General features: G+C 72.8%; 21 protein-coding genes and 1 pseudogene. 12 read left to right on the plus strand and 10 right to left on the minus strand.

Annotated elements, in window-relative coordinates; genetic code table 11:
* Nucleotides 1-618: 618 nt before the first annotated feature.
* Entirely contained in the window at nt 619-1,893 is a 1,275-nt protein-coding gene (locus OHA30_RS02650; RefSeq protein ID WP_328912152.1) for a peptide ligase PGM1-related protein, read from the minus strand.
* A 231-nt stretch (nt 1,894-2,124) separates the two neighbouring features.
* Between OHA30_RS02650 and OHA30_RS02655 the strand changes: the two genes are divergently transcribed.
* From OHA30_RS02655 to OHA30_RS02685, 7 genes and pseudogenes are all read left to right on the plus strand, one after another.
* Nucleotides 2,125-2,763: a HemK2/MTQ2 family protein methyltransferase gene (locus tag OHA30_RS02655; protein WP_328917699.1), complete on the plus strand. Its 639-nt coding sequence runs from the start codon at nt 2,125-2,127 to the stop codon at nt 2,761-2,763.
* Entirely contained in the window at nt 2,747-3,022 is a 276-nt protein-coding gene (locus tag OHA30_RS02660; protein WP_328912153.1) for a CDGSH iron-sulfur domain-containing protein, read from the plus strand. Before OHA30_RS02655 ends, OHA30_RS02660 begins: the two co-directional genes overlap by 17 nt.
* On the plus strand, nt 3,019-4,041 hold the full coding sequence (locus OHA30_RS02665; protein WP_328912154.1) for an iron-containing redox enzyme family protein: 1,023 nt from the start codon (nt 3,019-3,021) through the stop codon (nt 4,039-4,041). The genes OHA30_RS02660 and OHA30_RS02665 overlap by 4 nt, the downstream gene beginning before the upstream one ends.
* 761 nt (nt 4,042-4,802) lie before the next feature.
* A pseudogene (locus OHA30_RS02670) lies at nt 4,803-5,975 on the plus strand (alkaline phosphatase family protein); the annotation flags it as partial.
* 18 nt (nt 5,976-5,993) lie between these two features.
* The gene (locus OHA30_RS02675) at nt 5,994-6,830 is read left to right on the plus strand and encodes a chitosanase (protein ID WP_405786166.1); all 837 of its coding nucleotides are present in this window, start codon (nt 5,994-5,996) and stop codon (nt 6,828-6,830) included.
* 83 nt (nt 6,831-6,913) lie between these two features.
* Complete coding sequence (locus OHA30_RS02680) at nt 6,914-8,239, plus strand: MFS transporter (protein WP_328912155.1); 1,326 nt, start codon at nt 6,914-6,916, stop codon at nt 8,237-8,239.
* A complete protein-coding gene (locus tag OHA30_RS02685) occupies nt 8,236-9,219 on the plus strand; it encodes a TolB family protein (protein WP_328912156.1) in 984 nt (327 codons plus the stop codon). The genes OHA30_RS02680 and OHA30_RS02685 overlap by 4 nt, the downstream gene beginning before the upstream one ends.
* A gap of 137 nt (nt 9,220-9,356) precedes the next feature.
* On the opposite strand, the gene OHA30_RS02690 is transcribed toward OHA30_RS02685, so the two are convergent.
* From OHA30_RS02690 to OHA30_RS02715, 6 genes are all read right to left on the minus strand, one after another.
* On the minus strand, nt 9,357-9,554 hold the full coding sequence (locus OHA30_RS02690; RefSeq protein ID WP_328912157.1) for a hypothetical protein: 198 nt from the start codon (nt 9,552-9,554) through the stop codon (nt 9,357-9,359).
* An 86-nt stretch (nt 9,555-9,640) separates the two neighbouring features.
* Nucleotides 9,641-10,057 (minus strand): VOC family protein, encoded by a 417-nt coding sequence (locus OHA30_RS02695; RefSeq protein WP_328912158.1) that lies wholly within the window; start codon nt 10,055-10,057, stop codon nt 9,641-9,643.
* A gap of 10 nt (nt 10,058-10,067) precedes the next feature.
* The gene (locus tag OHA30_RS02700; protein ID WP_328912159.1) at nt 10,068-10,496 is read right to left on the minus strand and encodes a helix-turn-helix transcriptional regulator; all 429 of its coding nucleotides are present in this window, start codon (nt 10,494-10,496) and stop codon (nt 10,068-10,070) included.
* Between the two features lie 70 nt (nt 10,497-10,566).
* Nucleotides 10,567-12,966, minus strand: coding sequence for an excinuclease ABC subunit UvrA (locus OHA30_RS02705; RefSeq protein WP_328912160.1), 2,400 nt, complete (start codon nt 12,964-12,966; stop codon nt 10,567-10,569).
* 173 nt (nt 12,967-13,139) lie between these two features.
* Nucleotides 13,140-13,496 (minus strand): VOC family protein, encoded by a 357-nt coding sequence (locus tag OHA30_RS02710; protein ID WP_328912161.1) that lies wholly within the window; start codon nt 13,494-13,496, stop codon nt 13,140-13,142.
* A gap of 147 nt (nt 13,497-13,643) precedes the next feature.
* Entirely contained in the window at nt 13,644-14,447 is an 804-nt protein-coding gene (locus tag OHA30_RS02715) for an AraC family transcriptional regulator (protein WP_328912162.1), read from the minus strand.
* 78 nt (nt 14,448-14,525) lie between these two features.
* On the opposite strand from OHA30_RS02715, the gene OHA30_RS02720 reads away from it, so the two are divergent.
* On the plus strand, nt 14,526-15,704 hold the full coding sequence (locus tag OHA30_RS02720; protein ID WP_328912163.1) for an MFS transporter: 1,179 nt from the start codon (nt 14,526-14,528) through the stop codon (nt 15,702-15,704).
* Nucleotides 15,705-15,759: 55 nt separating this feature from the next.
* On the opposite strand, the gene OHA30_RS02725 is transcribed toward OHA30_RS02720, so the two are convergent.
* On the minus strand, nt 15,760-16,539 hold the full coding sequence (locus OHA30_RS02725; protein ID WP_328912164.1) for an SDR family NAD(P)-dependent oxidoreductase: 780 nt from the start codon (nt 16,537-16,539) through the stop codon (nt 15,760-15,762).
* 232 nt (nt 16,540-16,771) lie between these two features.
* Between OHA30_RS02725 and OHA30_RS02730 the strand changes: the two genes are divergently transcribed.
* Nucleotides 16,772-17,293 (plus strand): TerD family protein, encoded by a 522-nt coding sequence (locus tag OHA30_RS02730; protein ID WP_328912165.1) that lies wholly within the window; start codon nt 16,772-16,774, stop codon nt 17,291-17,293.
* 100 nt (nt 17,294-17,393) lie between these two features.
* Here OHA30_RS02730 and aceB read toward each other — a convergent pair whose 3' ends face one another.
* Nucleotides 17,394-18,980, minus strand: a complete 1,587-nt coding sequence (gene aceB / locus OHA30_RS02735; protein ID WP_328912166.1) for a malate synthase A — start codon at nt 18,978-18,980, stop codon at nt 17,394-17,396.
* 47 nt (nt 18,981-19,027) lie between these two features.
* Nucleotides 19,028-20,311: an isocitrate lyase gene (gene aceA, locus OHA30_RS02740; protein WP_328912167.1), complete on the minus strand. Its 1,284-nt coding sequence runs from the start codon at nt 20,309-20,311 to the stop codon at nt 19,028-19,030.
* 489 nt (nt 20,312-20,800) lie between these two features.
* Between aceA and OHA30_RS02745 the strand changes: the two genes are divergently transcribed.
* The 3 genes from OHA30_RS02745 to OHA30_RS02755 all read left to right on the plus strand — a co-directional run bounded on the left by OHA30_RS02745 (nt 20,801) and on the right by OHA30_RS02755 (nt 23,932).
* Nucleotides 20,801-22,174 (plus strand): short-chain fatty acyl-CoA regulator family protein, encoded by a 1,374-nt coding sequence (locus OHA30_RS02745; RefSeq protein WP_328917700.1) that lies wholly within the window; start codon nt 20,801-20,803, stop codon nt 22,172-22,174.
* A 331-nt stretch (nt 22,175-22,505) separates the two neighbouring features.
* Nucleotides 22,506-23,708, plus strand: a complete 1,203-nt coding sequence (locus OHA30_RS02750; protein ID WP_328912168.1) for a cytochrome P450 — start codon at nt 22,506-22,508, stop codon at nt 23,706-23,708.
* A 26-nt stretch (nt 23,709-23,734) separates the two neighbouring features.
* Nucleotides 23,735-23,932 (plus strand): ferredoxin, encoded by a 198-nt coding sequence (locus OHA30_RS02755; RefSeq protein WP_328912169.1) that lies wholly within the window; start codon nt 23,735-23,737, stop codon nt 23,930-23,932.
* Nucleotides 23,933-24,361 lie beyond the last annotated feature (429 nt).

Below are 24,361 nucleotides of genomic sequence, written 5' to 3' on the forward strand. Positions count from 1 at the left end.
CCCGGCCTGCGCCCATGAGCCTGGCGGCTGCGGCGAACATGGCACGTCCCCGTAAAGCCCGCGAGCTCCGCCGGACCTGGCCTGCACCCGCAAGCCCGGGCGGGCTTGGCACCGGCTCCCACTCGTCGGTCCAGCCCGCCCGTGAGTCGACGGGCTGCGCCTGGACCGCTCCGGGGCCCCGATCCCGCGACTGCCGAGTGCTGCGGTCGGACCCGCCGCCTCCGCCCAGGGCGATCGCCGAGGGCCCCACGGCCACGCAGCACCAGCGGGCGGCCCCACGGGCCGGTGGGTGAAGCCGGGGCCACTTCCGTATGCCCAAGCCGCACCGGCGTGCGGGCGGCGAGCCCCCGTGAGCCCGGAGGGCTCCGGCGAACCCGTCCCGCCCGTGAGCCGGCCGACGGATCCGGCGAAACGGCCGTACAGGACGACGCCCTCGCCGCAGGCGGCGTCGTAGTCCAGGCTGCCCGCGCGGAGCTGACAGGCCCAGCCGTGTTTGCCTGAAACGGCTGCCAAGGGCCGTGGCGACGACCATGCGCACCAGAGGTACCCGCCGCAGGCGGTCAGCGGAATCGGCCGCCCTCGCAAGTCCGGCGTGCTGCGGCCGGTTCAGGACCCTGGTCAGCCGAGCGCAGCGGAGAGGCGGGATTCCACCTCCGCGAGGTGGGGCCGGTCGGGGGCCACTGCCACGTAGCGCCAGCCGGTGCCCTCCGCCGGGCGGTCGGCGTACAGGACGACGCCCTCGCCGCGGCCGGCGTCGTAGTCCAGGCCGCCCGCGCGGAGCCGGTCGAGCGCCTGGGCGAAGGTGAGGCTCGGGCCCGGGGCCGCCGTGGCCATGATCCACGCCGGGGCCGGGTGCCCCGCGGACGCGGTGAGCCGGCCGACCATCGCGTGCGGGGTGGTCGTCGCGGTCCGCCGCACGTTGCACTCGGTCGCGTACAGCAGGCCGTCCTCGGCCACGACGGCGTCGATGTCGTACGGCCCGAAGTACCCGCCCCGCGCCAGGCGGTGACCCAACTCCCGCCCCCAGCCGTGCAGTTCACCGCGCACCCGGTCGGTGTCGGTGCCCGGCGCGGGCGAGTGGTAGCCAGTGAAGGCGCCGTCGACCGTACGCATCTCGCCGTCGAACCGGAAGCGCGGACCCGCGGGCGTCGCCTCGAACTGGGCGCTGACCGACGCGGTGTGCGCCACGTACTCCTCCACGATCCACCGGCTGCCCGCCGGCTCGGGCCCGGGCAGGGGCTCGTCGCGCCCGACGAACCGCAGCCCGTGGCCGCCGGCCGCCCGGTCCGGCTTGACGACCACCCGGGCGTACCGGGCAAGCACGTCCCTTACGGTACTCGGCAGTTCGGCGCCGTCGCAGACCCGGCCGTGCGGCAGCCGCATGCCCAGTTCCTCGGCGGTCGCGCGGAAGCCCGCCTTGGTGTTGTGGTGGGCGACCCCGGCCAGCGCCTCGGGGCCGATCGCCGGTCCCGACCTGCCGAGGGTGCACACGGGCGTGCCGAGATCGGCGGCCAGCGCCATGGTGGGCGCGTCCAGGACGATGGGCAGCAGCCGGGTCCCGGGCCGGCGGGCACCGTACTCGCGCAGCCGGTCGACGAGCCCGTCGTGGTGGTGGACCGTCTCAGCGGTCGACACCCCCAGGTCGTCACGGAGAGTGATCGTATGGACGGAGTCCCGCCGGATACCAAGCGCCGCGCAGGCGTAGCGGGTGAAGGGCTCCGACAGCGGCACGGAGGTGAGCAGGACATCACCCGGCCGGGTCAGCCAGATCTCGCGGGGCGCCTGCTCGGCCCACTTCCGGGCAGGGGCGTGTTCGCGCAGGTCGAGCGCGGTCGGCGAGGCGAAGTTGGCGAGGATGATCAGGGCCGCGTCATCGTGGGAGGTCAGCGCCATGCCTCCCATGTTCCCCCGATTCGCGCGCGCAGCCATTCAGGGGCGGGAGGACCGATGACGCGTGAATCGCCGCGCTCGGGGCACACGCCGAGGGACAGGGCGCAGTGCCGCGCCCGAAGCCCCGGGGCGCGGCGGCCACCGTACGTCACCGCCCGCAGAACCCCGGGAGCCCGCGGAACCCTGAGTACGAGGTGATGTCCTGTGGTCGCAGCACTGACCGGTGAGCGCGGCATGCTGACCCTGCCGGGCGTCTACGCACCCCAGCACGACACGCGCATCCTGATGCGGGCCCTCCACCGCGAGCGCATCCGCCCGGGGGCGGACGTACTCGACGTCGGGACGGGCAGCGGCGCCCTGGCCGTCTGCGCCGCCCAACTCGGCGCCCGGGTGACGGCGGTCGACATCGCGTGGCGGGCGGTGCTGTGCGCCCGGGTGAACGCGGCGCTCAGCGGCCAGCGGGTGACCGTACGGCGCGGCGACCTGTCCGTCGCGGGTGGCGGATACGACCTGGTGATCAGCAATCCGCCGTATGTGCCCGCGCCCGACCACGAGTTGCCCCGGCGCGGGCGGGCCAGGGCCTGGGACGGCGGGCCCGACGGGCGGGACGTGGTGGACCGCGTCTGCCGGTCGGCGGCGCGGTCACTGCGGCCGCGCGGTGTGCTGCTGATGGTCCACTCCGAGCTGTGCGACACCGAGACCACGCTCCGGCAACTGCGCCGGGCGGGGCTGCGCGCGACGGTCAGCGACCGTGAACTGATCCCGTTCGGACCGGTGTTGCGGTCACGGCTGGAGTGGCTGCGCCGGCGGGGGCTGGTGGCGGAGAGCCAGGACAAGGAAGAGTTGGTGGTCATCCGTGCCGAACGTCCCTGAACGCCATGATGAAAGTTCCCCGACACACCCCGGCGCGCGCCCCCGCCGGATCTCGGTCGAGCGCGACGGCCCCCTGCTGGTGGAGGGCCCGGTGACGGTCGTGGGCGAGGACGGCACGGAGGTCACGTCCGACCGCTTCACGGTCGCGGTGTGCGTGTGCCGGCGCAGCCGTACGTATCCCTGGTGCGACACGAGCCACCGGCGGCGTACGAGGCCGGCGCCGGATACGGACGCCGCCCGCGACGGGGACCCGCGATGACGACCGCGCCGGCCCGCGAGTCGCGCCGTACGAGCCCGGAACTCCCGCCGCCCCGGGGCGAGTTGTCCTCGGCGGTGATCTCGTCGCTGCGCCGGGGCGGGGGCCCGCTGCCGGAGCGGATCGGCGACATGGACCCGTACGGCGACGACCTCCAGCTCGCGCTCTACGTCCTGTACGAGCTGCACTACCAGGGCTTTCTCGGCGTGGCCGACGACCGTGAGTGGGACGTGGGCCTGCTGGGCCTGCGGCAGCAACTCGAAGCGCGTTTCCTGGACGCCGTACGGGCGCAGGTCCCCGGGGTCGCGGGCGTGGACGAGGCGCTGGCCGGGCTGCTGGTCGAGCCGGTCTCGGACGACGGGACCGGGGTGAGCCACTTCCTGCGGCGCGAGGGCGACCTCGGGCACCTGCGCGAGTACGCGGCGCTGCGTTCGCTCTACCACCTCAAGGAGGCCGACCCGCACGCCTGGGTCATCCCCCGGCTGCACGGTCGCGCGAAGGCCGCGATGGTGGCGGTGGAGTACGACGAGTTCGGCGCGGGCCGGGCCGAGGACATCCACGCGCGGCTCTTCGCCGACCTGATGGACGACCTGGGCCTGGAGACCGCCTACGGCCACTATCTGGACGCGGCGCCCTCGGCGGCGCTGGCCACGGTCAATCTGATGTCCCTGCTCGGGCTGCACCGCGCGCTGCGGGGCGCCCTGGTGGGGCACTTCGCGTCGGTGGAGATCACCTCCTCGCCGGGGTCGCGCCGGATGGCCGAGGCGATGCGGCGTACGGGGGCGGGTCCGGCCGCCGAGAGGTTCTACCGCGAGCACGTGGAGGCGGACGCGGTCCATGAACAGGTCGTACGGCACGAGGTGATCGCGCCTCTGCTGGCGGCGGAACCGCGACTGGAACCCGATGTCGTCCTCGGCATCGAGGCGACGGGGCTGCTGGAGGAACGCCTCGCCGCGTATCTGCTGCCCGCCTGGCGCGCGGGCGTCAGCTCCCTGCGCGTGCCCCTGCCGCCGGCTCCGTAGGTACGGGCGCCGGCGGGCTGCCCGGCGGGCCGGCGGCCGGGCGGGATCTAGCCGCTCGGCCGACGGGGGCGTTTCCCCGGAGGAACCGTGCGGCCGGCGCGCCCGAAGCGACGGTCGCCACGCGCCACGGCCGCACCCACCCGCACGATCCCCCGGGGAAAATCTGTTAGTTAACTTTCCTATCCACATAGGACTACCAGCCCCGCCGAGCCGCCGTCAACCCCCCGTAAGAGATCCCCGCACCCCTGTTGACAGGGACTCGTCGGGCCGCGTAGGAATCCGGTCAGCGGCTCGGCGCGGACGTTCCGAACCCGACGCGCTCACCTGCATTTCGCCGATGCAGCTGACCCGGCCGCCCGCGGCCGTATGCCGCTCTGCCTGTTGCCGCAGCGACGGCCCGCCGCCCGCACCCCGCGGGCCCGGCCGGCCCGCCGTCTGCCGCAAGTCGCCCAGGTGTTGCTCAGGTCTGACGCACCGACGGCACTTCAGCCTGTCCTGTCAAGGAGATCACCAGCATGACGCCTCCCTACCCTCCCCTGTCCGCAGGGCGCGCCGCCTCCCCACCGGGGACCCGCGCGGCGCACGCGGCACACGGCCGGCGGACCCGCCGCGCACTCGTCGCGGCCGGCCTCAGCGTGGCCGTGAGCCTGCTCGGCCTGACCGCCACCGCCATGGCGTCCACCAACAACGCCGCCGCCACGGCGGCCCCGGCCGGCGTGACCGCCAACGGCATCCCCCAGTTCGACCACGTCGTGGTCGTGATGGAGGAGAACAAGTTCTACGAGGACATCGTCGGCAGCAGCAATGCTCCGTACATCAACTCCCTTGCCACGCAAGGCGCGTCCTTCTCGAACTTCCACGGCACCACGCACCCCAGCCAGGGCAACTACATCGCCCTGTTCTCCGGCTCCACCCACAGCGTCGCCGACGACGACTGCCCGCACGACTTCAGCGCCGACAACCTCGGCAACCAGCTCCTGACGCACAGTCACTCCTTCGTCGGCTACTCCGAGGACCTGCCGGCCGACGGCTCCAAGGACTGCGGCGACGACGGCGACAGCGGCTACGCCCGCAAGCACAACGGCTGGGTCGACTTCGCCAACGTCCCGGCGGCCTCGAACCTGCGCTACAGCCGCTTCCCGACCGACTACACCAAGCTCCCCGACGTGTCGTTCGTGACGCCCAACCTCGACAACGACATGCACGACGGCACCGTCAAGCAGGGCGACACCTGGCTCAAGAGCCACTTCGACGGCTACGTCCAGTGGGCCAAGACGCACAACAGCGCCCTCGTGCTCACCTGGGACGAGGACGACGGGGACGACTCGACCAACCAGATCGCGACCATGATCGTCGGCGCGCACGTCAAGACGGGCGCGAAGTCCAAGACCAAGTACAACCACTACTCGGTGCTGCGCACGCTGGAGGACATGTACGGGCTGCCCGCCCTCGGCAGCGCGGCCTCGGCGACCCCGATCACCGACATCTGGGACCTGAGCGGCACCACGCCGACCACGCCTCCGACCACACCGCCCACCACCCCGCCCACCACGCCGCCGACGACCCCGCCGGCCGGGACGGTGAACCTCGCGCTCGGACGTCCGACGACGACCTCGTCCACCGAGAGCAGTTCGTACAGCGGCGCCAAGGCCGTGGACGGCGACACGTCCACCCGCTGGGGCAGCAAGGAGGGTTCCGATCCGCAGTGGATCTCGGTGGACCTCGGCGCCGACACCGCGCTGAGCCGGGTGAAGCTCAACTGGGAGGCGGCGTACGGGAAGTCGTACACGATCGACACCTCCCCTGACAACAAGACCTGGACGACGGTCTACAGCACGACCAAGGGTGACGGCGGCACCGACGACCTGACGGTGAGCGGCCACGGGCGCTATGTGCGGATGAACGGCACCAAGCGCGGCACGTCCTACGGCTACTCGCTGTACGAGTTCGAGGTGTACGGCGCCGGTACGACCACGTCCCCGACAACTCCCACGACGACTCCGCCCACGACTCCCCCGACCACCCCTCCCACCACCCCGCCGACCACTCCGCCGACCACCCCGCCCGCCGGGACCGGCGCCGACCTGACGGACTCCCACAAGCGGGAGATCGCGATGGAGCTGGTCTCCTCCGCGGAGAACTCCTCGCTCGACTGGAAGGCCCAGTACACCTACATCGAGGACATCGACGACGGCCGCGGCTACACCGCCGGGATCGTCGGCTTCTGCTCGGGCACCGGCGACATGCTCGACCTCGTCCAGCACTACACCGACCTCAAGCCGGGCAATGTCCTCGCCAAGTACCTGCCCGCGCTGAAGAAGGTCAACGGCACCGCCTTGCACTCCGGCCTCGACCCGAACTTCGTCGCCGACTGGCACACCGCCGCCAAGGACGGTGTCTTCCAGCAGGCGCAGAACGACGAACTCGACCGGGTGTACTTCAACCCGGCGGTCACCCAGGCCAAGGCCGACGGCCTGCGCGCGCTCGGGCAGTTCATGTACTACGACGCGATCGTGATGCACGGCCCCGGCGACGACGCGACCAGCTTCGGCGGCATCCGCAAGGCCGCCATGAAGAAGGCCAAGACGCCCGCGCAGGGCGGCAACGAGACCACCTACCTCAACGCCTTCCTCGACGCCCGCAAGGCCGCGATGAAGACCGAGGCGGCACATGACGACACCAGCCGGGTGGACACCGAACAGCGCGTCTTCCTCACCGACGGGAATCTCGACCTCAAACCGCCGCTGAAGTGGAAGACCTACGGCGACTCGTACCGGATCGACAGCTGACCAGCTGCTCACGGGCCCGCCGGCCGGTATGTCCCGGCCGGCGGGCCCCCTCCCCGTGAGTGATTCCGTCAGAGAGGACAGTCATGTACATCTCGTCGAGCCGGGCCGGCGGCCACCCGGAGTCACCGGCGCCGCCCGTGTCCGCCAAGTCCCCGGCCGCCTCCGACACCGCCTCGGACACCGCCTCCCCGGCCGGCCGCCGCGCGCGCGGGACGTGGTGGCGGGCGGGCGTGGACGCCAATGTGCTCGCGCTCGGATCGGTCAGCATGGTGACGGACATCTCCTCCGAGATGATCACCGCGGTGCTGCCGATGTACGTCATCTTCACCCTCGGCCTGAGCCCGCTCCAGTTCGGCGCGCTCAACGGCATGTACTTCGGCGTCACCGCACTGGTCCGCGTCGCCGGCGGCCACGCGGCCGACCGCTGGCAGCGCCGCAAGCTGGTGGCGGGCAGCGGATACGCGCTGTCGGCGGCCTGCAAGCTGGGCCTGCTCGCGGCCGGCGCCTCCGTACCGGTGCTGGGCGCGGTGATCGCCGCCGACCGTACGGGCAAGGGCCTGCGCACCGGGCCGCGCGACGCGCTGATCTCGCTGAGCAGCACCCCGGAGACGCTGGGGCGTTCCTTCGGCGCGCACCGGGCGCTGGACACCACCGGCGCGTTCCTCGGTCCGCTGGCCGCCTTCGGGCTGCTGCTGGCCACGCCCGGCCACTACGACACGGTGTTCGTGGCGAGCTTCTGCGTCGCCGCGCTCGCGGTGATGATCCTGGTCCTGTTCGTCCGCGACCGGCGGCAGCCGATGGAGCAGGGCGAGCGGGCGACCGTACGCGCGGTGCTCGCGCTGCTGCTCCGGCCGGGCTTTCGACGGGTGGGCGTCGGCGTCCTGCTGCTGGGCACGGTGACGCTCAGCGACTCGTTCGTCTATCTGCTGATCCAGCAGCGGCTGGACATCTCCGAGGAGTACTTCCCGCTGCTGCCGCTGGGCACCACGGGCGCGTATCTGCTGCTCGCCATGCCGCTCGGCCGGTTCGCCGACAAGGCCGGCCGGCTGCGGGTGTTCGTGGCGGGTTACGCCGCCCTGCTCTGCGCGTATCTGCTGCTGTTCGGCCCGGTGGGCGGTCCCCTTCTGGTGGTCCTCACGCTCGTGCTGCACGGCGTGTTCTACGCCGCCACCGACGGGGTGCTGATGGCCGCCGTCGGGCCGATGGTGCCGGCGCATCTGCGGGCGGCGGGTATGTCGCTGATTCAGACCGGTCAGTCGATGGCCACTTTGGCGTCCTCGGTGCTGTTCGGCGCGGCCTGGTCGATGTGGGGGCTGCACACCGCGCTCGCCGTGGCCCTGGCCGTCCTGGTCGTCGCGGTCGCGGCGGCGTTGATCATCCTTCCGCTGCGTGAGGAGCACACCGCGTGAACACCAGAAGCCGGCTGCTGACCCTGGTGGTGGTCGCCCTCGTCGCCGCCTGCGCCGTCACCGGATACGTCCTGCGCACCCGTGACAGCGGCTCAGGAGGCGCGAGCGGCACCGTACGGCTGGACACGGCCGGGCAGATCCTCTTCCGCGACACCGCGCCGGGGGCGGGCTTCGGCCGTATCGCCTCGGTGCCCCTGGACCGCCCGGGCGCCGCGCGGACCACCGGCAGCGTGCTGTGCGACCGGCTCTACGCCGCCGACGGCACCGGGATCTGCATGCAGCGCAAGGGCCCGGTGCCCTCCACGCATGTCACGGTCCTGGACCGCTCGCTGCGGCGGGTGCGCGAGGTCAAGGCCGAGGGCTTCCCCAACCGGGCGCGGGTCTCGGCGAGCGGGGCCATGCTCTCCTGGACCACCTTCGTCCAGGGCGACTCCTATCTGCGGGACGACTTCTCGACCCGTACGTCGATCCTGGACACCAGGACCGGGCGGCTGGTCGACACCGTCGAGCAGATCCCGCTGACCCTCGACGGGAAGCCGTACCACGCGGCCGACGTGAACTACTGGGGTGTCGGATTCGCCGCCGACGACAACACCTTCTACGCCACGGTCCGCACCTCGGGCCGTACGTACCTGGTCAAGGGCGACTTCCGGAAGTGGACCGCGCGCACGCTGCGGACGAACGTCGAGTGCCCGTCGCTGTCGCCCGACAACACCCGGATCGTCTTCAAGAAGCGGGTCAACGCCAGCGCCAACCGGCCGTGGCGGCTGTACGTCCTGGACCTCGCGACCATGCGGGAGACGCCGCTCGCGGAGGAGCACAGCGTCGACGACCAGGCGGCCTGGCTGGACGACCGCACGGTGATGTACGGGTTGCCGCGGCACGGCGGCGGCTGGGACGTGTGGGCGGCGCCGGCCGACGGGAGCGGGGCGCCGCGGCTGCTGATCCACGACGCGAATTCGCCCGCGGCGGTGCGGTGAGGCGCCGCGGGCGGCGGTGCGGGTGATGCGGTGGGGGCCGTGCCCCTGGCCGGGCGTACGTGTGTACGGCCGTGCCCCTGGCCGGGCGGGCGTACGTGCCTACGCGGGCGGATGTCGGGGCAGGGGCCGTCCGGGGCTCAGCGGATGCGGGTCTTGCCCTTGCACGCGCTGTCGGGGCAGAACCAGTCGAGGGTGTACGCCGGGTCGGGCCGCTCCTCAAGGGCCTCGACCTTGACGGCGGCCGGGTAGATCGTCTTCCTGCAATAGGGGCACGTGCGGGACAGGCCGGCCAGCTCACTCTCGTGGCACCGCCGGGGCAACGCTTGCGTTTCCATACCCCCACCGTGTCATGGATCCGTCCCGGGCGGCGTTTCCCCCCGCTCGGGCCCCCGCGGCCGCGCCGCTTTCCCGGGGCGGGGGGCTACTTGGGGAGGGGCTGGGTGAAGCGCAGGAGGTTGCCGGCCGGGTCGCGGAACGCGCAGTCGCGGACACCGTAGGGCTGGTCCACCGGCTCCTGCACCACCTCGCCGCCCGCGGCGCCGACGCGCCGGAACGTGGCGTCGCAGTCGTCCGTCGCGAAGATCACGCCGCGCAGCAGCCCCTTGGCCAGCAGCTCCGCGACGACCTGCCGGTCGGCCGGGGACGCGCTCGGATCGGCGAGGGGCGGTTCCAGGACGATGTTCACATCCGGCTGCGACGGCGACCCGACCGTCACCCAGCGCATCCCCTCGAACCCGACGTCGTTGCGCACCTCAAGGCCGAGCGCGTCACGGTAGAAGGCGATCGCCTTGTCGGGGTCGTCGACGGCGAGGAAGCACTGGGAGAGCCTGATGTCCATGCCGGTCACGTTACGGCCGGGCGGCGGGGCTCGCGTCCGCTTTCCTGACCGGCCGCGTGTGGATCTTGGCGATGCACGCCGGGATGACGGCGCCGTGCTCATGGCTCCGGGCCCGGTAGGCGCTCGGGCTCTCGCCGACCAGCTGGGTGAAGCGCGAGCTGAACGACCCCAGCGAGGTGCAGCCGACCGCGAGGCAGACCTCGGTCACCGTGAGGTCGCCGCGCCGCAGCAGCGCCTTGGCCCGCTCGATACGACGGGTCATCAGATAGCCGTACGGCGTCTCGCCGAAGGCCGCGCGGAAGCTGCGGGAGAAGTGGCCCGCCGACATCAGGGCGTCCCGCGCCAGCGCGGGGACGTCCAGCGGCTCGGCGTAGTCGCGGTCCATCCGGTCGCGGGACCGCCGCAGCCGGACGAGGTCGTCGAGGTCCGGTCGTCTCACCCGCCCAGTTTCCCACAGCCCCCGCGGCCGGCGGCGGGACGGACGTACTGCGCCCGGCGCGACCGGCCCCTCAGCCACCCACATAGGCCGCGAGGTGCTCGCCGGTGAGCGTCGACCGCGCGGCGACCAGCTCCGCGGGCGTGCCCTCGAAGACGACCCGGCCCCCGTCGTGCCCGGCGCCGGGACCGAGGTCGACGATCCAGTCCGCGTGCGCCATGACCGCCTGGTGGTGTTCGACGACGATCACCGACTTGCCGGAGTCGACCAGCCGGTCGAGCAGAGCGAGCAGCTGCTCGACGTCGGCGAGGTGCAGTCCGGCGGTCGGCTCGTCCAGGATGTAGACGCCGCCCTTCTCGCCCATGTGCGTGGCCAGCTTGAGCCGTTGCCGCTCCCCGCCGGACAGCGTGGTGAGCGGCTGGCCGAGGGTGAGGTAGCCGAGCCCGACGTCGGCGAGCCGGCCGAGGACGGTGTGCGCTGCCGGAGTGCGCGCCTCGCCCGCGCCGAAGAACTCCTCGGCCTCACTCACCGACATCGCCAGCACCTCGCTGATGTCGCGCCCGCCCAGGTGGTGTTCGAGCACCGACGCCTGGAACCGCTTCCCGTCGCACTCCTCGCACGTGGTGGCGACTCCGGCCATCATCGCCAGGTCGGTGTAGACGACACCGGCGCCGTTGCACGTGGGGCAGGCGCCCTCGGAGTTGGCGCTGAACAGCGCGGGCTTCACCCCGTTGGCCTTCGCGAACGCCTTGCGGATCGGGTCGAGCAGGCCGGTGTACGTCGCCGGGTTGCTCCGCCGCGAGCCGCGGATCGTGCCCTGGTCGATCGCCACCACACCCCCGGCGACGGCCTCCTGGCGCAGCGACCCGTGCACGAGCGAGCTCTTGCCGGAGCCCGCGACGCCGGTCACGACGGCGAGCACCCCGAGCGGGATGTCGACGTCGACGTCCCGCAGGTTGTGCGTCGTCGCGCCGCGGATCGGCAGCGTGCCGGTGGGCGTCCGTACCGTCTTCTTGAGGGCGGCCCGGTCGTCGAAGTGGCGGCCGGTGATCGTACCGGCGGTCCGCAGGCCCTCGACGGTGCCCTCGAAGCAGACGGCGCCGCCCGCCGTACCGGCGCCGGGGCCGAGGTCCACGACGTGGTCGGCGATCGCGATCGTCTCCGGCTTGTGCTCCACGACGAGCACCGTGTTTCCCTTGTCGCGCAGCCGCAGCAGCAGGCCGTTCATCCGCTGGATGTCATGGGGGTGCAGACCGATGGTGGGCTCGTCGAAGACATACGTGACGTCGGTGAGCGAGGAGCCGAGGTGGCGGATCATCTTGACGCGCTGCGCCTCGCCGCCCGACAGCGTGCCCGACGGCCGGTCGAGCGAGAGATAGCCGAGCCCGATCTCCACGAACGAGTCGAGGGTCTGCCCCAGCGCCGCCAGCAGCGGCGCCATCGACGGCTCGTCAAGGCCGCGGACCCAGTCGGCCAGGTCGCTGATCTGCCTCGCGCAGGCGTCGGCGATGCTGATCCCGCCGATCCGGGAGGACCTGGCCCCCTCGCTGAGCCGGGTGCCGTCGCACTCGGGGCACGTGGTGAAGGTGACCGCCCGCTCGACGAAGGCCCGGATGTGCGGCTGAAGCGCCTCCTTGTCCTTGGACAGCATCGACTTCTGGATCTTGGGGATCAGCCCCTCGTAGGTGAGGTTGACGCCCTCGACCTTGACCTTGGTCGGCTCCTTGTGGAGGAAGTCCCGCATCTCCTTCTTGGTGTACTCGCGGATCGGCTTGTCCGGGTCGAGGAAGCCCGACTCGGCGTAGACCCGTACCGTCCAGAAGCTGTCCGTCGTCCAGCCGGGGATGGTGAACGCGCCCTCGGCGATCGACTTGGAGTCGTCGTAGAGCTGGGTGAGGTCGATGTCGGAGACCGTGCCCCGGCCCTCGCAGCGCGTGCACATGCCGCCCGTGCGGTGGAAGGTGGCCTTCACCGCCTTCTTGGCGCCGCGCTCGACGGTGATCGCGCCGCTCGCCTTCACCGAGGGGACGTTGAAGGCGTAGGCGCTGGGCGGGCCGATGTGCGGCTGCCCGAGCCGGCTGAAGAGGATGCGCAGCATCGTGTTGACGTCGGTGACGGTGCCGACCGTGGAGCGGGCGTCGGGACGCAGCGGCTGCTGGTCGACGACGATCGCGGTGGTCAGCCCGTCGAGTACGTCGACCTCGGGGCGGGCGAGCGTCGGCATGAAGCCCTGGACGAAGGCGCTGTAGGTCTCGTTGATCAGCCGCTGCGACTCCGCGGCGATCGTGCCGAACACCAGGGAGCTCTTGCCCGATCCTGAGACCCCGGTGAAGACCGTGAGCCGGCGCTTCGGGATCTCGATGCTGATGTCCTTGAGGTTGTTCTCGCGCGCGCCGTGCACGCGGATCACCTCGTGGCTGTCGGCGGTGTGCGGCGCGGGCGACCGCGTGCCCGGTCCCGTGGCCATGCTCATGGTGTCTCCATCTGTTGCGCGGGGCCGCCCGCGCGGTCTCCGTCGGCGTCGCCCGGCTCGAAACCGGGTCACCCGGCCCGGTTCACGTCACCCGACGCGATCCGAGTCGCCCGGGCCGATTCAACCAGCTCCGGGCGGCACTCCTGCTGCCCCCTCCGGTCCGGGGGCCGCGCTCAGCTGTCCTGGAGCAGCCCGAGCACATTGCCGTCGGGGTCGGTGAAGGTGGCCACCAGGCGGCCGCCGCCGACATCGTGCGCGGCCTCCTTGACGGTGGCGCCCGCGGCGGTGACCTCGGCGAGCTTCGCCTCGATGTCCGGCACGTGCCAGTAGGTCACCGGCGAGGTCATGCCCTGCGGTCCGCCGCCGGGCACCAGCCCGATGTGCTGGCCGGCGGCCTCGAAGCCGACGTAGTAGGGCGCGTCGGCCTGCGGCTCCACGCCGAGCAGGGCGGCGTACACCGCCTTGGCCGCCGCCAGGTCGGACACGGGGTGCAGCACGGTCTTGATGCCCTGGGTGGGAGAGCCGGTCATGGTCGCTCCTGAAGTCGTGGTTCCGGTCGGGACGGGCGGGACGGCCATGGGAACGTCCTCCGGGTGGCACGGCGTCCGGCCCGGGAGGTGCCCGGGTCGCCGTGCGGGAGGAAGGTCCCGTGGACGGTGACGCCCATGACGATCACGCTAGTCGCGGCTCGTGACCTGTGCTTCTCCATTCCTGACCGGTCCGGCCGCCCCTTCGGTCGCGTCCTCGCGCGCGTAGGTGCCCGGGGTCGTGCCGAAGGCGCCGCGGAAGACCTGGATGAAGGGGCTCGGCCCGCTGTAGCCGCAGGCGACGGCCGTCTCCGTGACCGAGGCGCCCGCCGCGAGCAGGGTGAGCGCGTGATGCAGCCGCAGCTGGGTGCGCCACTGCGGGAAGGACATCCCGGTCCGGTCGCGCAGCAGCCGGCTCAGCGTGCGTTCGGACGCCCCGACCGCCCGGCCGAGTTCGGCGAGCGTCCGGGGTTCGGCGGGGTCCTCGCGCAGCAGCGCCATGACGTCCTGGAGGCGCGGGTCGTCCGGGAGCGGCAGATGCACCCTGAGCACGTCGACCCGGCGCAGCTGGTCGAGCACGACCCGCTCGATGTTGCGGCGCTGGCCGGCGGTCAGCCCGGTGTCGTCGGTGAGGGCCGCCACCGCCTCCCGCAGCAGCGGGGTGACGGCGAGCACGGACGGCTGGGCCGACCCCAGCGGGTCGACCGGGCCGTCGAACTCCAGGGCCCGCATGTCGGTCGCGCCGTACGCCCGGTGGGCGTGCTCGGTCCGCGCGGGCACCCACACCGCCCGGTGCGGCGGAACGATCCAGTCGCCGGCGGGCGTGGAGATCTGGAGCACCCCGCGCAGCGGATGGATGAACTGGTGGAACGTGTGGTGGTGCCAGGCGATGCGCTCCCGGTGGGCGAGCAGCACCCGGACGGCGCCCTGGGCACCTTGGCGGGTTGTGGACATGATGAGGCAGACTATCGCTAGCCCGCCGCCCGTGCGGACCGGAATCCTCGAAGCGCATCAGCAACGAGGAGTCCCACCGTGACACAGACGTCCCGTCCCCCCGAAGCACCTGAACGCGCCGCCGTGAGCGGCGGGTCGGCCCTGCGGCGCATGTGGCTGTGGGCCACCGCGCACGCCGTCGACGACCTGTACCAGGGCCTGGTACCGGCCTGCGTGCCGTACTTCGTGCTCGACCGGCACTACAGCTATCTGGCGGCCTCCGGTCTGACGATGGCCGCCGCGCTGGGCAGTTCCGTGCCGCAGCCGTTCATCGGCGTCCTGGTCGACCGCCACCGGCTCGCGTGGCTCGCCTCGGCGGGTGTCGCGACCGCCGGTCTCGGCCTGGGCCTGTCGGGTCTCGCGCACTCCTACGCCCTGGTCTGGACGCTGATCCTGCTCTCGGGTCTCGGCGTGGCGATGTTCCACCCCGCCGCGGGCAGGGGCGCCCGGGAGACGGCCGGGGAGAGCACCGCGGCCATGAGCGTCTTCGCCGCGGGCGGCAGCGTCGGCTTCTTCCTCGCGCCCGTCCTGGCCACTCCGGCGCTGGTCGCGCACGGCGTCGGCGCGACCGTCTTCTTCATCCCGCCGGCCCTGCTGATCGCGTTCGTGCTGATCAGACACCGGCCCGCCGCCGCTCCCGCCCGGGCGAAGGCGGGCACCGGCACCGACCGGTGGGGCCCGTTCATGGTCCTGACCTCCATCGAGGTGGTCCGCTCGGTCGCCTTCTTCGGCGTCATCACCTTCATCGAGCTGTTCTGGATCAGGCATCTGCACGCCGGCCGGCTGGTCGCCGGTACGGCGCTGGCCGTGTTCCTCGTCGGCGGGGTGGCCGGCACGCTGCTCGGCGGGCGGATCGCCGACCGGATCGGCCTGGTGCGGACCGTCCAACTGGGCGCGCTGCTGGCCGTACCGATGCTCGTCGGCCTGCGGGTGACCCCGGGGGCGGTGGCGCCGCTGCTGTTCGCCCTGCTGGCCGGGGTCGCGCTCAACATCCCCTTCGGGGTGCTGGTCAAGCTGGGGCAGGACTATCTCCCCACCCGGCCCGGCACCGCCGCCGGGGTCACCCTGGGCCTGGCGGTCAGCATCGGCGGTCTGGTCGCGCCCGCCCTGGGCGTCGCGGCCGAGGCATGGGGCCCGCAGGGGGTGTTCACCCTGCTGTGCGCGCTGCCGCCGGCGGCACTCGCGCTGGGCCACTTCCTGTCCGACCCCGAGGGCTGACGGCCCGGGGGCCGCGACGGCGGTCCGGGACTCCGGCGATCCCGGGGTCCCGGCGTCAGTAGTGGATCGGCCCCAGGACGCCACCGCCGGCCACGACCGGATCGCCGTTGAGGGCGACGCTCAGGGGGCTGGCGAGGAAGGCGACGACGGAGGCGACCTCCTCCGCGGTGACCATACGGCCGATGGACACCCCGGACTCCATGACCCGCAGGGCCTCCTCGACGTCCGTGCCCCGCGCCTCGGCCAACTCGGCGAGCACCTGCGGAGTCCGTTCGGTACGGGTCACGCCGGGGTGGACGACCGTGACGTTGACCCCCTGCGGGCCGAGTTCGTCCGCGAGGTTCTTGCTCAGCGCGGCCACGGCGACGTTCCGCACCGAGCCCACCACCGAGCCGGTCTGCCGCGCGGCGAGACCGCTGATGTTGACGATCCGGCCCCAGCCCTGAGCGGTCATCAGCGGCGCGAACGCCCGGGCGGTCCGCAGATAGCCGCGGACCTTGACATTGATCTGGTCCTCCAGCGCGCTCTCCGGGAAGGCGCCGCGGTTCGCGGGGGCGGCCGCGTTGACCAGGATGTCCACGCCGCCGAACCTCCGTACGACCTCCTCGGCCATCGCCGCGACCGACGCGTCGTCCCCGGTGTCCGCCGGTACGCCGATCGCCCGCCCGGCGCCGATCGCCGCGACCTCCTCGGCGGCCCGGGCGAGTGCCTCCGCGTCGCGGGCGACGAGCGCGACATCGGCGCCCTCGGCGGCCAGCGCCCTGCCGACGGCCAGCCCGATGCCACGGCTCCCGCCGGTCACGACGGCCCGGCGGCCGATGAGTTGAAGATCCACTGTACGTCCCTTCGGTGATCGTTCCCCCTCCTCAATCCCCGGGCCCGCGCGGTTGTTCCCCGCCCTGACCGCCCGGAACACCCGTGTGCGCCGTTCGAACCGTGGCCGGAAGGAACCGTTCGGGTACGGGCGGGCGCGGGGCGTGGTGGACAACTCGCCCCGCAGCGGCGTTAATCGAGACAGACGGTCCCTGCGGCCGTCCGAGCGGTGAACCAGCGGGGGGAGCGGTCCGATGAGCGGCTTCGGCAAGGGGACGGAGAAGGTCGAGGTCCGGGTCAAGTGGGACCCGAGCCCGCTGGGCGCGCCCGCGAGCGATCTCGACATCATCGCGGCGACCTACTACGCGCGCGAACCCGCCGGCCCGCCCGCGTATCTCGTGCACTTCGACAGCAGGTCGCCGGACGGCACGATCACCCTCAACCGGGACAGCCAGAACGGCCAGGGCTTCGGCTACGACGAGGTGATCACCCTCGAACTCGACCGGCTGGGCTCCCAGTACGGCCGGGTCGTGGTAGGCGTCGCCATTCAGCAGCGCGGCGGGCGGATGGTGTTCGGCGACGTGGCCGGCACCGGTTTCGTGGTCGTGGAGGGCTACACGGAGCTGGCCGGGGGCGACTTCGCGGCCGTCGCCGACTCGACGGCCGCGACCGTGGCGGAGTTCACCCGCAACGGGTCGGGCGCGTGGGAGTTCCACCCGTTCCTGCGCGGCTTCGACGCCGACCCGGACACCTTCGCCCGGACGATGGGCGCCTGACCGGCCGGGGCCGGTCCCGTACGACCGCCGGCCGCAGGGGGCACGCACCTACGTGCCCCCTGCGGCCGGTCACCAGCGCACCCCGGGGCCGGCCCCGCGCTCACTCCCCCACGCGGCGCACCAGATGACAGGCGTAGGCGTCGGTGGTGAAGAAGTCCGGCAACTCCCTGGCGAGGGCGGTGCGTTCGAAGATGCCGCGGGCCTGCGCGACCAGGGCGTCCGGCCGCTCCCGGGCCAGCGCGTCGCACTCCTCGTCGAGCAGCGCGACCACGCCGGCCCGGTCGACGGCGCCGTGCCGCAGCCACTGCCAGATCTGCACCCGGGCGATCTCGGCGGTGGCGGCGTCCTCCATCAGCCCGCCCAGCGCCACGGCCCCCTGACCGCGCAGCCAGGCGTCGAAGTACCGCAGGGCGACGGCGACATCGGCCCGGACGCCGTCGGGTGTGGGGGCACCGCCGGTCCGCCGTACGGACAGCAGGTCGGCGGCGGTCACGGCCACGTCGTCCCGGGTGCGGGCGATCTGGTGCGGCCGTTCGCCGAGCACGGCGTCGAAGACGTCATGGCAGACCGGGACGAGGCCGGGGTGGGCCACCCAGGAGCCGTCGAAGCCGTCGGCGGCCTCGCGTTCCTTGTCGGCCCTGACCTTGGCGAGCGCGGCCTCGTTGGCGGCGGTGTCGTGGCTGGGGACGTGCGCGGCCATGCCGCCGATCGCGTGGGCGCCGCGCCGGTGGCAGGTGCGGACGAGCAGTTCGGTGTAGGCGCGCATGAAGGGCGCGGTCATGGTGACCTCGGCCCGGTCGGGCAGGACGAAGTCCGGGCGGTGGGAGAAGTTCTTGATCAGGCTGAACAGATAGTCCCAGCGGCCCGCGTTGAGCCCGGCGCTGTGCTCGCGCAGCTCGTAGAGGATCTCCTCCATCTCGAAGGCGGCGGTGATCGTCTCGATCAGCACGGTGGCCCGGACGGTGCCGCGCGGGATGCCCAGCAGGTCCTGGGCGAGCACGAAGACGTCGTTCCACAGCCGGGCCTCGTAGCGGTTCTCCAGCTTGGGCAGGTAGAAGTACGGGCCGTACCCGGCGTCGATCTGCCGCTGGGCGCAGTGGAAGAAGTACAGGCCGAAGTCGACCAGCGAGGCGGGCACCGGGCGGCCGTCGACCTGGAGGTGCCGCTCGGTCAGATGCCAGCCACGGGGGCGTACGAGGACGGTGGCGAGCCGGTCGCCGAGCCGGTACTCCTTGCCCTCGGGGGTGGTGAAGTCGATCCGGCGCTCGATGGCGTCGAGCAGGCTGAGCTGGCCGCCGATGACGTTCTCCCAGGTGGGCGAGGTCGCGTCCTCGAAGTCGGCCATCCACACCCGGGCCCCGGAGTTGAGGGCGTTGACCGTCATCCTGCGCTCGGGCGGGCCGGTGATCTCCACCCGGCGGTCGGTCAGTCCGGGCGCGGGCGGCGCCACCCGCCAGTCGGGGTCGGCGCGCAGCGCGGTGGTGGCGCGTGAGAAGTCCAGCGGGTCGCCGGAGGCGGTGCGGGCCGCGCGGCGGCCGCGTTCGGCGAGGAGTTCCCGCCGCCGGGCGGCGAAGGCCGCGTCGAGCCGGCCGATGAACTCCAGCGCGGCGGGGGTCAGGATCTCGTCGAAGCGGTCGCCGGGCGGCCCGGACACCCGGACACGGCTGGTCGTTTCTGTGGAGGACATACGGATCTCCTGGGATGTCGGCTCTCCGGCGCCGGGGGCGCGGCGGTTCAGTGGAACTGCTCTTCCTCGGTGGACCCGCTCAGCGCGGTGGTGGAGGAGTCGGGGTTGACGGCGGTGGAGACCAGGTCGAAGTAGCCGGTGCCGACCTCGCGTTGGTGCCTGACGGCGGTGAAGCCCTGCTCCTGGGCGGCGAACTCCCGTTCCTGGAGGTCGACATAGGCGGTCATGCCGTGCTCGGCGTAGCCGCGGGCGAGTTCGAACATGCCGTGGTTGAGCGAGTGGAAGCCCGCCAGGGTGATGAACTGGAAGCGGTAGCCCATCGCGCCCAGCTCCCGCTGGAACTTGGCGATCTGGTCATCGTCCAGGGCGGCCTTCCAGTTGAACGACGGCGAGCAGTTGTACGCGAGCATCTGGTCGGGGTAGCGCGCGTGGATCGCCTCGGCGAACTGCCGGGCCTGCGCCAGGTCCGGGGTGCCGGTCTCCACCCACAGCAGGTCCGCGTAGGGGGCGTAGGCCAGTCCGCGGGCGATCACCGGGTCCATGCCGCCGCGTACCCGGAAGAAGCCCTCGGCCGTACGCTCCCCCGTGACGAAGGGGGCGTCGCGCTCGTCGACGTCGCTGGTCAGCAGGGTCGCGGCCAGCGCGTCGGTACGGGCCACCACGAGGGTCGGCACACCGGCGATGTCGGCGGCCAGCCGGGCGGCGTTGAGGGTGCGGACGTGCTGGGAGGTGGGGACGAGGACCTTGCCGCCGAGGTGGCCGCACTTCTTCTCGGAGGCGAGCTGGTCCTCGTAGTGGATGCCGGCCGCGCCCGCCGCGATCATCGCCTTGGTCAGCTCGAAGGCGTTGAGCGGGCCGCCGAACCCGGCCTCGGCGTCGGCGACGATCGGCGCCAGCCAGTCGGTGGTGTCGGTGCCGCCCTCGGCGGTGGCGATCTGGTCGGCGCGCAGCAGCGCGTTGTTGATCCTGCGCACCACCGAGGGCACGGAGTTGACCGGGTAGAGGCTCTGGTCGGGGTAGGTCTGCCCGGCCTGGTTGGCGTCGGCGGCGACCTGCCAGCCGGACAGGTAGATCGCCTGGAGCCCGGCCCTGACCATCTGCACGGCCTGCCCGCCGGTCAGCGCGCCGAGCGCGTGCACGTACTCCCGGTCGTGCAGCTGCCGCCACAGCCGCTCGGCGCCGCGCCGGGCCAGTGTGTGCTCCTCGCGGACGCTCCCGGACAGCCGTACGACGTCCTCGGCGGTGTAGGTCCGCTCGGTGCCCTTCCAGCGCGGGTCCGTCGCCCACTGGCGGGCGAGCTCCTGGGCCGCTGTGGTCCCTGTGTGCGTCATGACCGTCTCCCGGTGTCGGATGCGGGCTGTCGGACGGGATGTCCGACAGCGAAGTCTGCGAAGGGGGTTCACGCTGCGGTGGGTGCGCGGCCCGCCGTGCCGCTCCCGGTGCGTGAGGCGGGGTACGGCCACGGGCTGTCCGGCCGGAGATGCCGGGGTGTCCGACGTCAGGGCGGAAATCGTGCCCGGTCTCCGGTCCGGCCGCCGGGGCTCCGGCGGGCCGCACGACGACTGTGACAGTGGCACTGAGTGCCAGCAAGTGTGTCCGTCTGCCAACTTCTGCGAGTCTTCCGGCGACAATTCGCCAAGGTTGCGAAGCTTCCGTTCCGCCCGATCCGGCTTAGGCTGTGCGGCGTGAGCGGGACAGCGGGCAGGGCGGGCAGGGCCGTGGGCTCCGCGGGCCGGGCGGCGGGCGGCGCGGGCCGGGCGGCGGGCGGCGCGGGCCGGGCGGCGGGTAAGGCGACGGGCAAGACGTACGCCGGCGGGCGGCTGCGCCGGTTGCGCGAGGAACGGCGGCTCAGCCAGGCCGAGTTGGCCCGGATGCTGGCCATCTCGCCCAGCTACCTCAACCAGATGGAACACGACTCGCGGCCGCTGACCGTGCCCGTACTGCTCCGGCTGACCGAGGTGTTCGGCGTGGACGCGGGCTTCTTCTCCGAGCGCGACACCAGCCGGGTGCTGGCCGATCTGCGCGAGGCGCTGGCCGACGAGATCGCCGCCGCCCGGGTCTCGCCGTCCGATCTGTCGGACCTCGCCTCCCGGCTGCCCGCCGTCGCGGCCGTCCTGCTGGACCTGGGCCGCCGCAATCTGGCGCTGACCGAACAGCTCGCGGAGAGCGACGAGCAGCGCGGCACCGGGCTCCCGGGCGGGCCGCGCTCCCCGCACGAGGAGATCCGGGAGTTCTTCTACCGGCGGCAGAACTACCTGCACGACGCCGACACCGCCGCCGAGGAGCTGGCCGCCGGGATCGGGCTCCGCCGCGGCGAGGCGCTGCGGGCGCTGGCCGTCCGCCTCGACGAGCGGCACGGCGTACGGGTGGCCGCCGACTCCGACCGGCTGCACCACTACGACCCGGCCACCCGGATGCTGCACCTGTCCAACCGGCTGAGCCCGGGCCAGCAGGCGTTCCGGATGGCCACCCAGCTCGCCCTGCTCGAATACGGCGACGAGCTGTCCCGGACCGCCTCCCAGGACTACGAGGAGGGCTCGCCGACCTGGTCACTGGCCCGGATCGGCGTCGCCAACTACTTCGCTGCCGCGCTGATCCTGCCCTACAGCACCTTCCACACCGCCGCGGAGGAGCTGCGGTACGACATCGGGCGGCTCACCGACCGTTTCGGCATGGGCTACGAGACCGTCTGCCACCGGCTGAGCACCCTTCAGCGGCCGCGGCTGCGCGGAGTGCCGTTCTCCTTCGTCCGGGTCGACCGCGCGGGCAACATGTCCAAGCGGCAGTCCGCCACCGACTTCCACTTCTCGCGGGCCGGCGGCACCTGCCCGCTGTGGAACGTCTACGAGGCGTTCGCCGCGCCCGGCCGTATCCACGTCCAGGTGGCGGCCATGCCGGACGGGCAGCGCTATCTGTGGACCGCCCGTACGGTCACCCGGCACCGCGGCGGCTGGGGCGAGCCGGGCAAGACCTTCGCCATCGGGCTCGGCTGCGAGATCCGGCACGCGTCCCGGCTGGTGTACTCCGACGGGCTCGACCTGGGCAACGCCGCCGCGGCGACGCCGATCGGCATGGGCTGCCGTATCTGCGAACGTCTGGACTGTCCGCAGCGGGCCGTGCCGCCGCTGGGGCGGACGCTGGCGATCGACGAGAACAGCACGACGTTCGTGCCGTATCCGTCGGAGGAGGCGTGAGGGGGGTACGGGTGCGCCGGCCGCTCGGGCCGGCGGGGGCGGGCGCGGCTTGGGGCGGGGCGGGGTGGGGTGGGGTGGGCGGCCGGGCTTGGGGCGAGGCGGGGTGAGCGGCGGGCTTGGGGCGGGCGGCGGCTCGGCTCGGCTCGGCTCGGCTCGGGGACGAGTTTGGGACAGTCTTCGCCCGCGGGTCGAGGCCCCCTTCCCTCACCACGGAGGGCGAGCTAGCGTGACGGAAGGTTAATTGCCCCGAGCATCTACTGCATCCGGCAATGACCTCGTGCGTCTCATCCGCACCTCCGGAACGTCCGTATCTCCGGAAAGAGAGCCCACCATGGCCGCAACCGGACAGCAGACCGCTCTCACCGCCCCCGCGCCGCGCGGTGCCTGCCCCTTCGCCCCGCCGCCCGCCTATCAACAGGCCCGCGACGAGCCCGCCTTGAGCCGTGTCTCCCTGTGGGACGACTCCTCGGCGTGGCTGATCACCCGGCACCAGGACGTCAGGGCGGTGCTGCGCGACGCGCGGTTCAGCGCGGACGCCGCCCGGCCCGGCTTCCCGTTCCTCAGCGCCGGCCGCAAAGTGCTGGCCAACGACCGGCCCACGTTCATCCGCATGGACGACCCCGAACACGCCACGCTGCGGCGGATGCTGACCGCCGACTTCATGGTGAAGAAGATCGAGGCGTTACGGCCTCAGGTCCAGGGCGTCGCGGACGAGTTGCTGGACCGCATGACCGACGGGCGTGAACGGGCGGACCTGGTCGGCGACTTCGCCCTCCCGCTGCCGTCGATCGTGATCTGCCTGCTGCTCGGCGTGCCCTACGAGGAGCACGCCTTCTTCCAGGAGTGCAGCCGGGTGATGCTGCGCACCGACGCGGACCCGGGGGAGGTCGAGACCGCGCAGGCCAGGCTCATCGACTACCTCGGGCGGCTGACCCACGCCAAGCGTTCCGCGCCCGACGACGGCATCCTCAGCAGGCTCGCCCACGACACCGAACTGACGGACGATCAAATTGCCTCCATGGGACGGCTGTTGCTGGTCGCGGGGCACGAGACCACGGCCAATATGACGGCGCTGTCCGTACTCGCGCTGCTCGGCCGCCCCGACCAGCTCGACCGTCTGCGGCACGCCGACACCGAGCAACTCCGCGTCGCGGTGGAGGAGTTGCTGCGCTACCTCAGCGTCGTGCACAGCGGGCTCGCCCGGGTGGCGACCGAGGACGTCACGATCGGCGGGACCGTCGTACGGGCCGGGGAGGGCGTGCTGTGCATGCTCGGCACCGCCAACTGGGACGAGGACGCGTTTCCCGGCGGCGCCGACCTCGACGTCTCGCGCGACGCGCGCCGGCATGTCGCCTTCGGCTTCGGCGTCCACCAGTGCCTCGGGCAGCCGCTGGCCCGGGTGGAGCTCCAGGTCGCGCTCGCCACGCTGCTGCGCCGGCTGCCGGACCTGCGGCTCGACGTGCCGTTCGAGGAGATCCGCTTCCGGCACGAGATGGCCGTCTACGGCGTGCACGCGCTGCCCGTCGCCTGGTGACGAGCCCACGACAAGGGAGGGTCGAGATGCGAGTCCATGTCGATCAGGAGAAGTGCTGTGGGTCGGGGCTGTGCGTGCTGACGGCGCCGGGCGTGTTCGACCAGCGTGACGAGGACGGGATCGTCCTCCTGCTCGCTCCCGAGCCGCCGGAGCCCATCCGCCCCGACGTCCGCGAGGCGTCAACGGTCTGCCCCTCGGGCGCGATCACCGTCACCGAGCGCTAAGCCCCTCCGGGGCGGGCATCACGGCCGGTCCGCCACCCCGGCGGACAGGGTGTGCGGCAACCGGGCGGGCCCTTGCGACCCCCGGACCACACCGTCCCACGTCCCGCCGCGGCGGCGGGCATGGGTGCGCGGCCGCCCACGCGGGCCTGGGGACATCGCCCGAACCTCGGCCTCCGGCCATCCCGGAGGCCGAGGACCAACCGGCCCCCGGCGGGGCCAACCACCGGGCCAGCCCGGTACGGCACCGCCGGAGCAAGGGATGCGCCGACCCGCGCGCGGACCCTGCGACCCGGGGCCGCCCCCGCACGGCACCGCCGAACCACACCGTCCCGCCTCCCACCGCCGCACCGGACAAGGTGTGCGGCGACCCCACCCTGCACGCCGAACGCTTCGCGCGGAGCCCCGGCCCGCGCCTCCGGCCTCCGGCGG

Source organism: Streptomyces sp. NBC_00223 (genome assembly GCF_036199905.1).
Classification (GTDB): Bacteria; Actinomycetota; Actinomycetes; order Streptomycetales; family Streptomycetaceae; genus Actinacidiphila.

Coding starts and splice junctions, on each gene's coding strand:
- OHA30_RS02650 (WP_328912152.1), bottom strand. CDS start 1,893: ATGGCGCTGACCTCCCACGATGACGCGGCCCTGATCATCCTCGCCAAC.
- OHA30_RS02655 (WP_328917699.1), top strand. CDS start 2,125: ATGCTGACCCTGCCGGGCGTCTACGCACCCCAGCACGACACGCGCATC.
- OHA30_RS02665 (WP_328912154.1), top strand. CDS start 3,019: ATGACGACCGCGCCGGCCCGCGAGTCGCGCCGTACGAGCCCGGAACTC.
- OHA30_RS02680 (WP_328912155.1), top strand. CDS start 6,914: ATGTACATCTCGTCGAGCCGGGCCGGCGGCCACCCGGAGTCACCGGCG.
- OHA30_RS02690 (WP_328912157.1), bottom strand. CDS start 9,554: ATGGAAACGCAAGCGTTGCCCCGGCGGTGCCACGAGAGTGAGCTGGCC.
- OHA30_RS02695 (WP_328912158.1), bottom strand. CDS start 10,057: ATGGACATCAGGCTCTCCCAGTGCTTCCTCGCCGTCGACGACCCCGAC.
- OHA30_RS02705 (WP_328912160.1), bottom strand. CDS start 12,966: ATGAGCATGGCCACGGGACCGGGCACGCGGTCGCCCGCGCCGCACACC.
- OHA30_RS02710 (WP_328912161.1), bottom strand. CDS start 13,496: ATGACCGGCTCTCCCACCCAGGGCATCAAGACCGTGCTGCACCCCGTG.
- OHA30_RS02715 (WP_328912162.1), bottom strand. CDS start 14,447: ATGTCCACAACCCGCCAAGGTGCCCAGGGCGCCGTCCGGGTGCTGCTC.
- OHA30_RS02730 (WP_328912165.1), top strand. CDS start 16,772: ATGAGCGGCTTCGGCAAGGGGACGGAGAAGGTCGAGGTCCGGGTCAAG.
- aceB (WP_328912166.1), bottom strand. CDS start 18,980: ATGTCCTCCACAGAAACGACCAGCCGTGTCCGGGTGTCCGGGCCGCCC.
- aceA (WP_328912167.1), bottom strand. CDS start 20,311: ATGACGCACACAGGGACCACAGCGGCCCAGGAGCTCGCCCGCCAGTGG.
- OHA30_RS02750 (WP_328912168.1), top strand. CDS start 22,506: ATGGCCGCAACCGGACAGCAGACCGCTCTCACCGCCCCCGCGCCGCGC.
- OHA30_RS02755 (WP_328912169.1), top strand. CDS start 23,735: ATGCGAGTCCATGTCGATCAGGAGAAGTGCTGTGGGTCGGGGCTGTGC.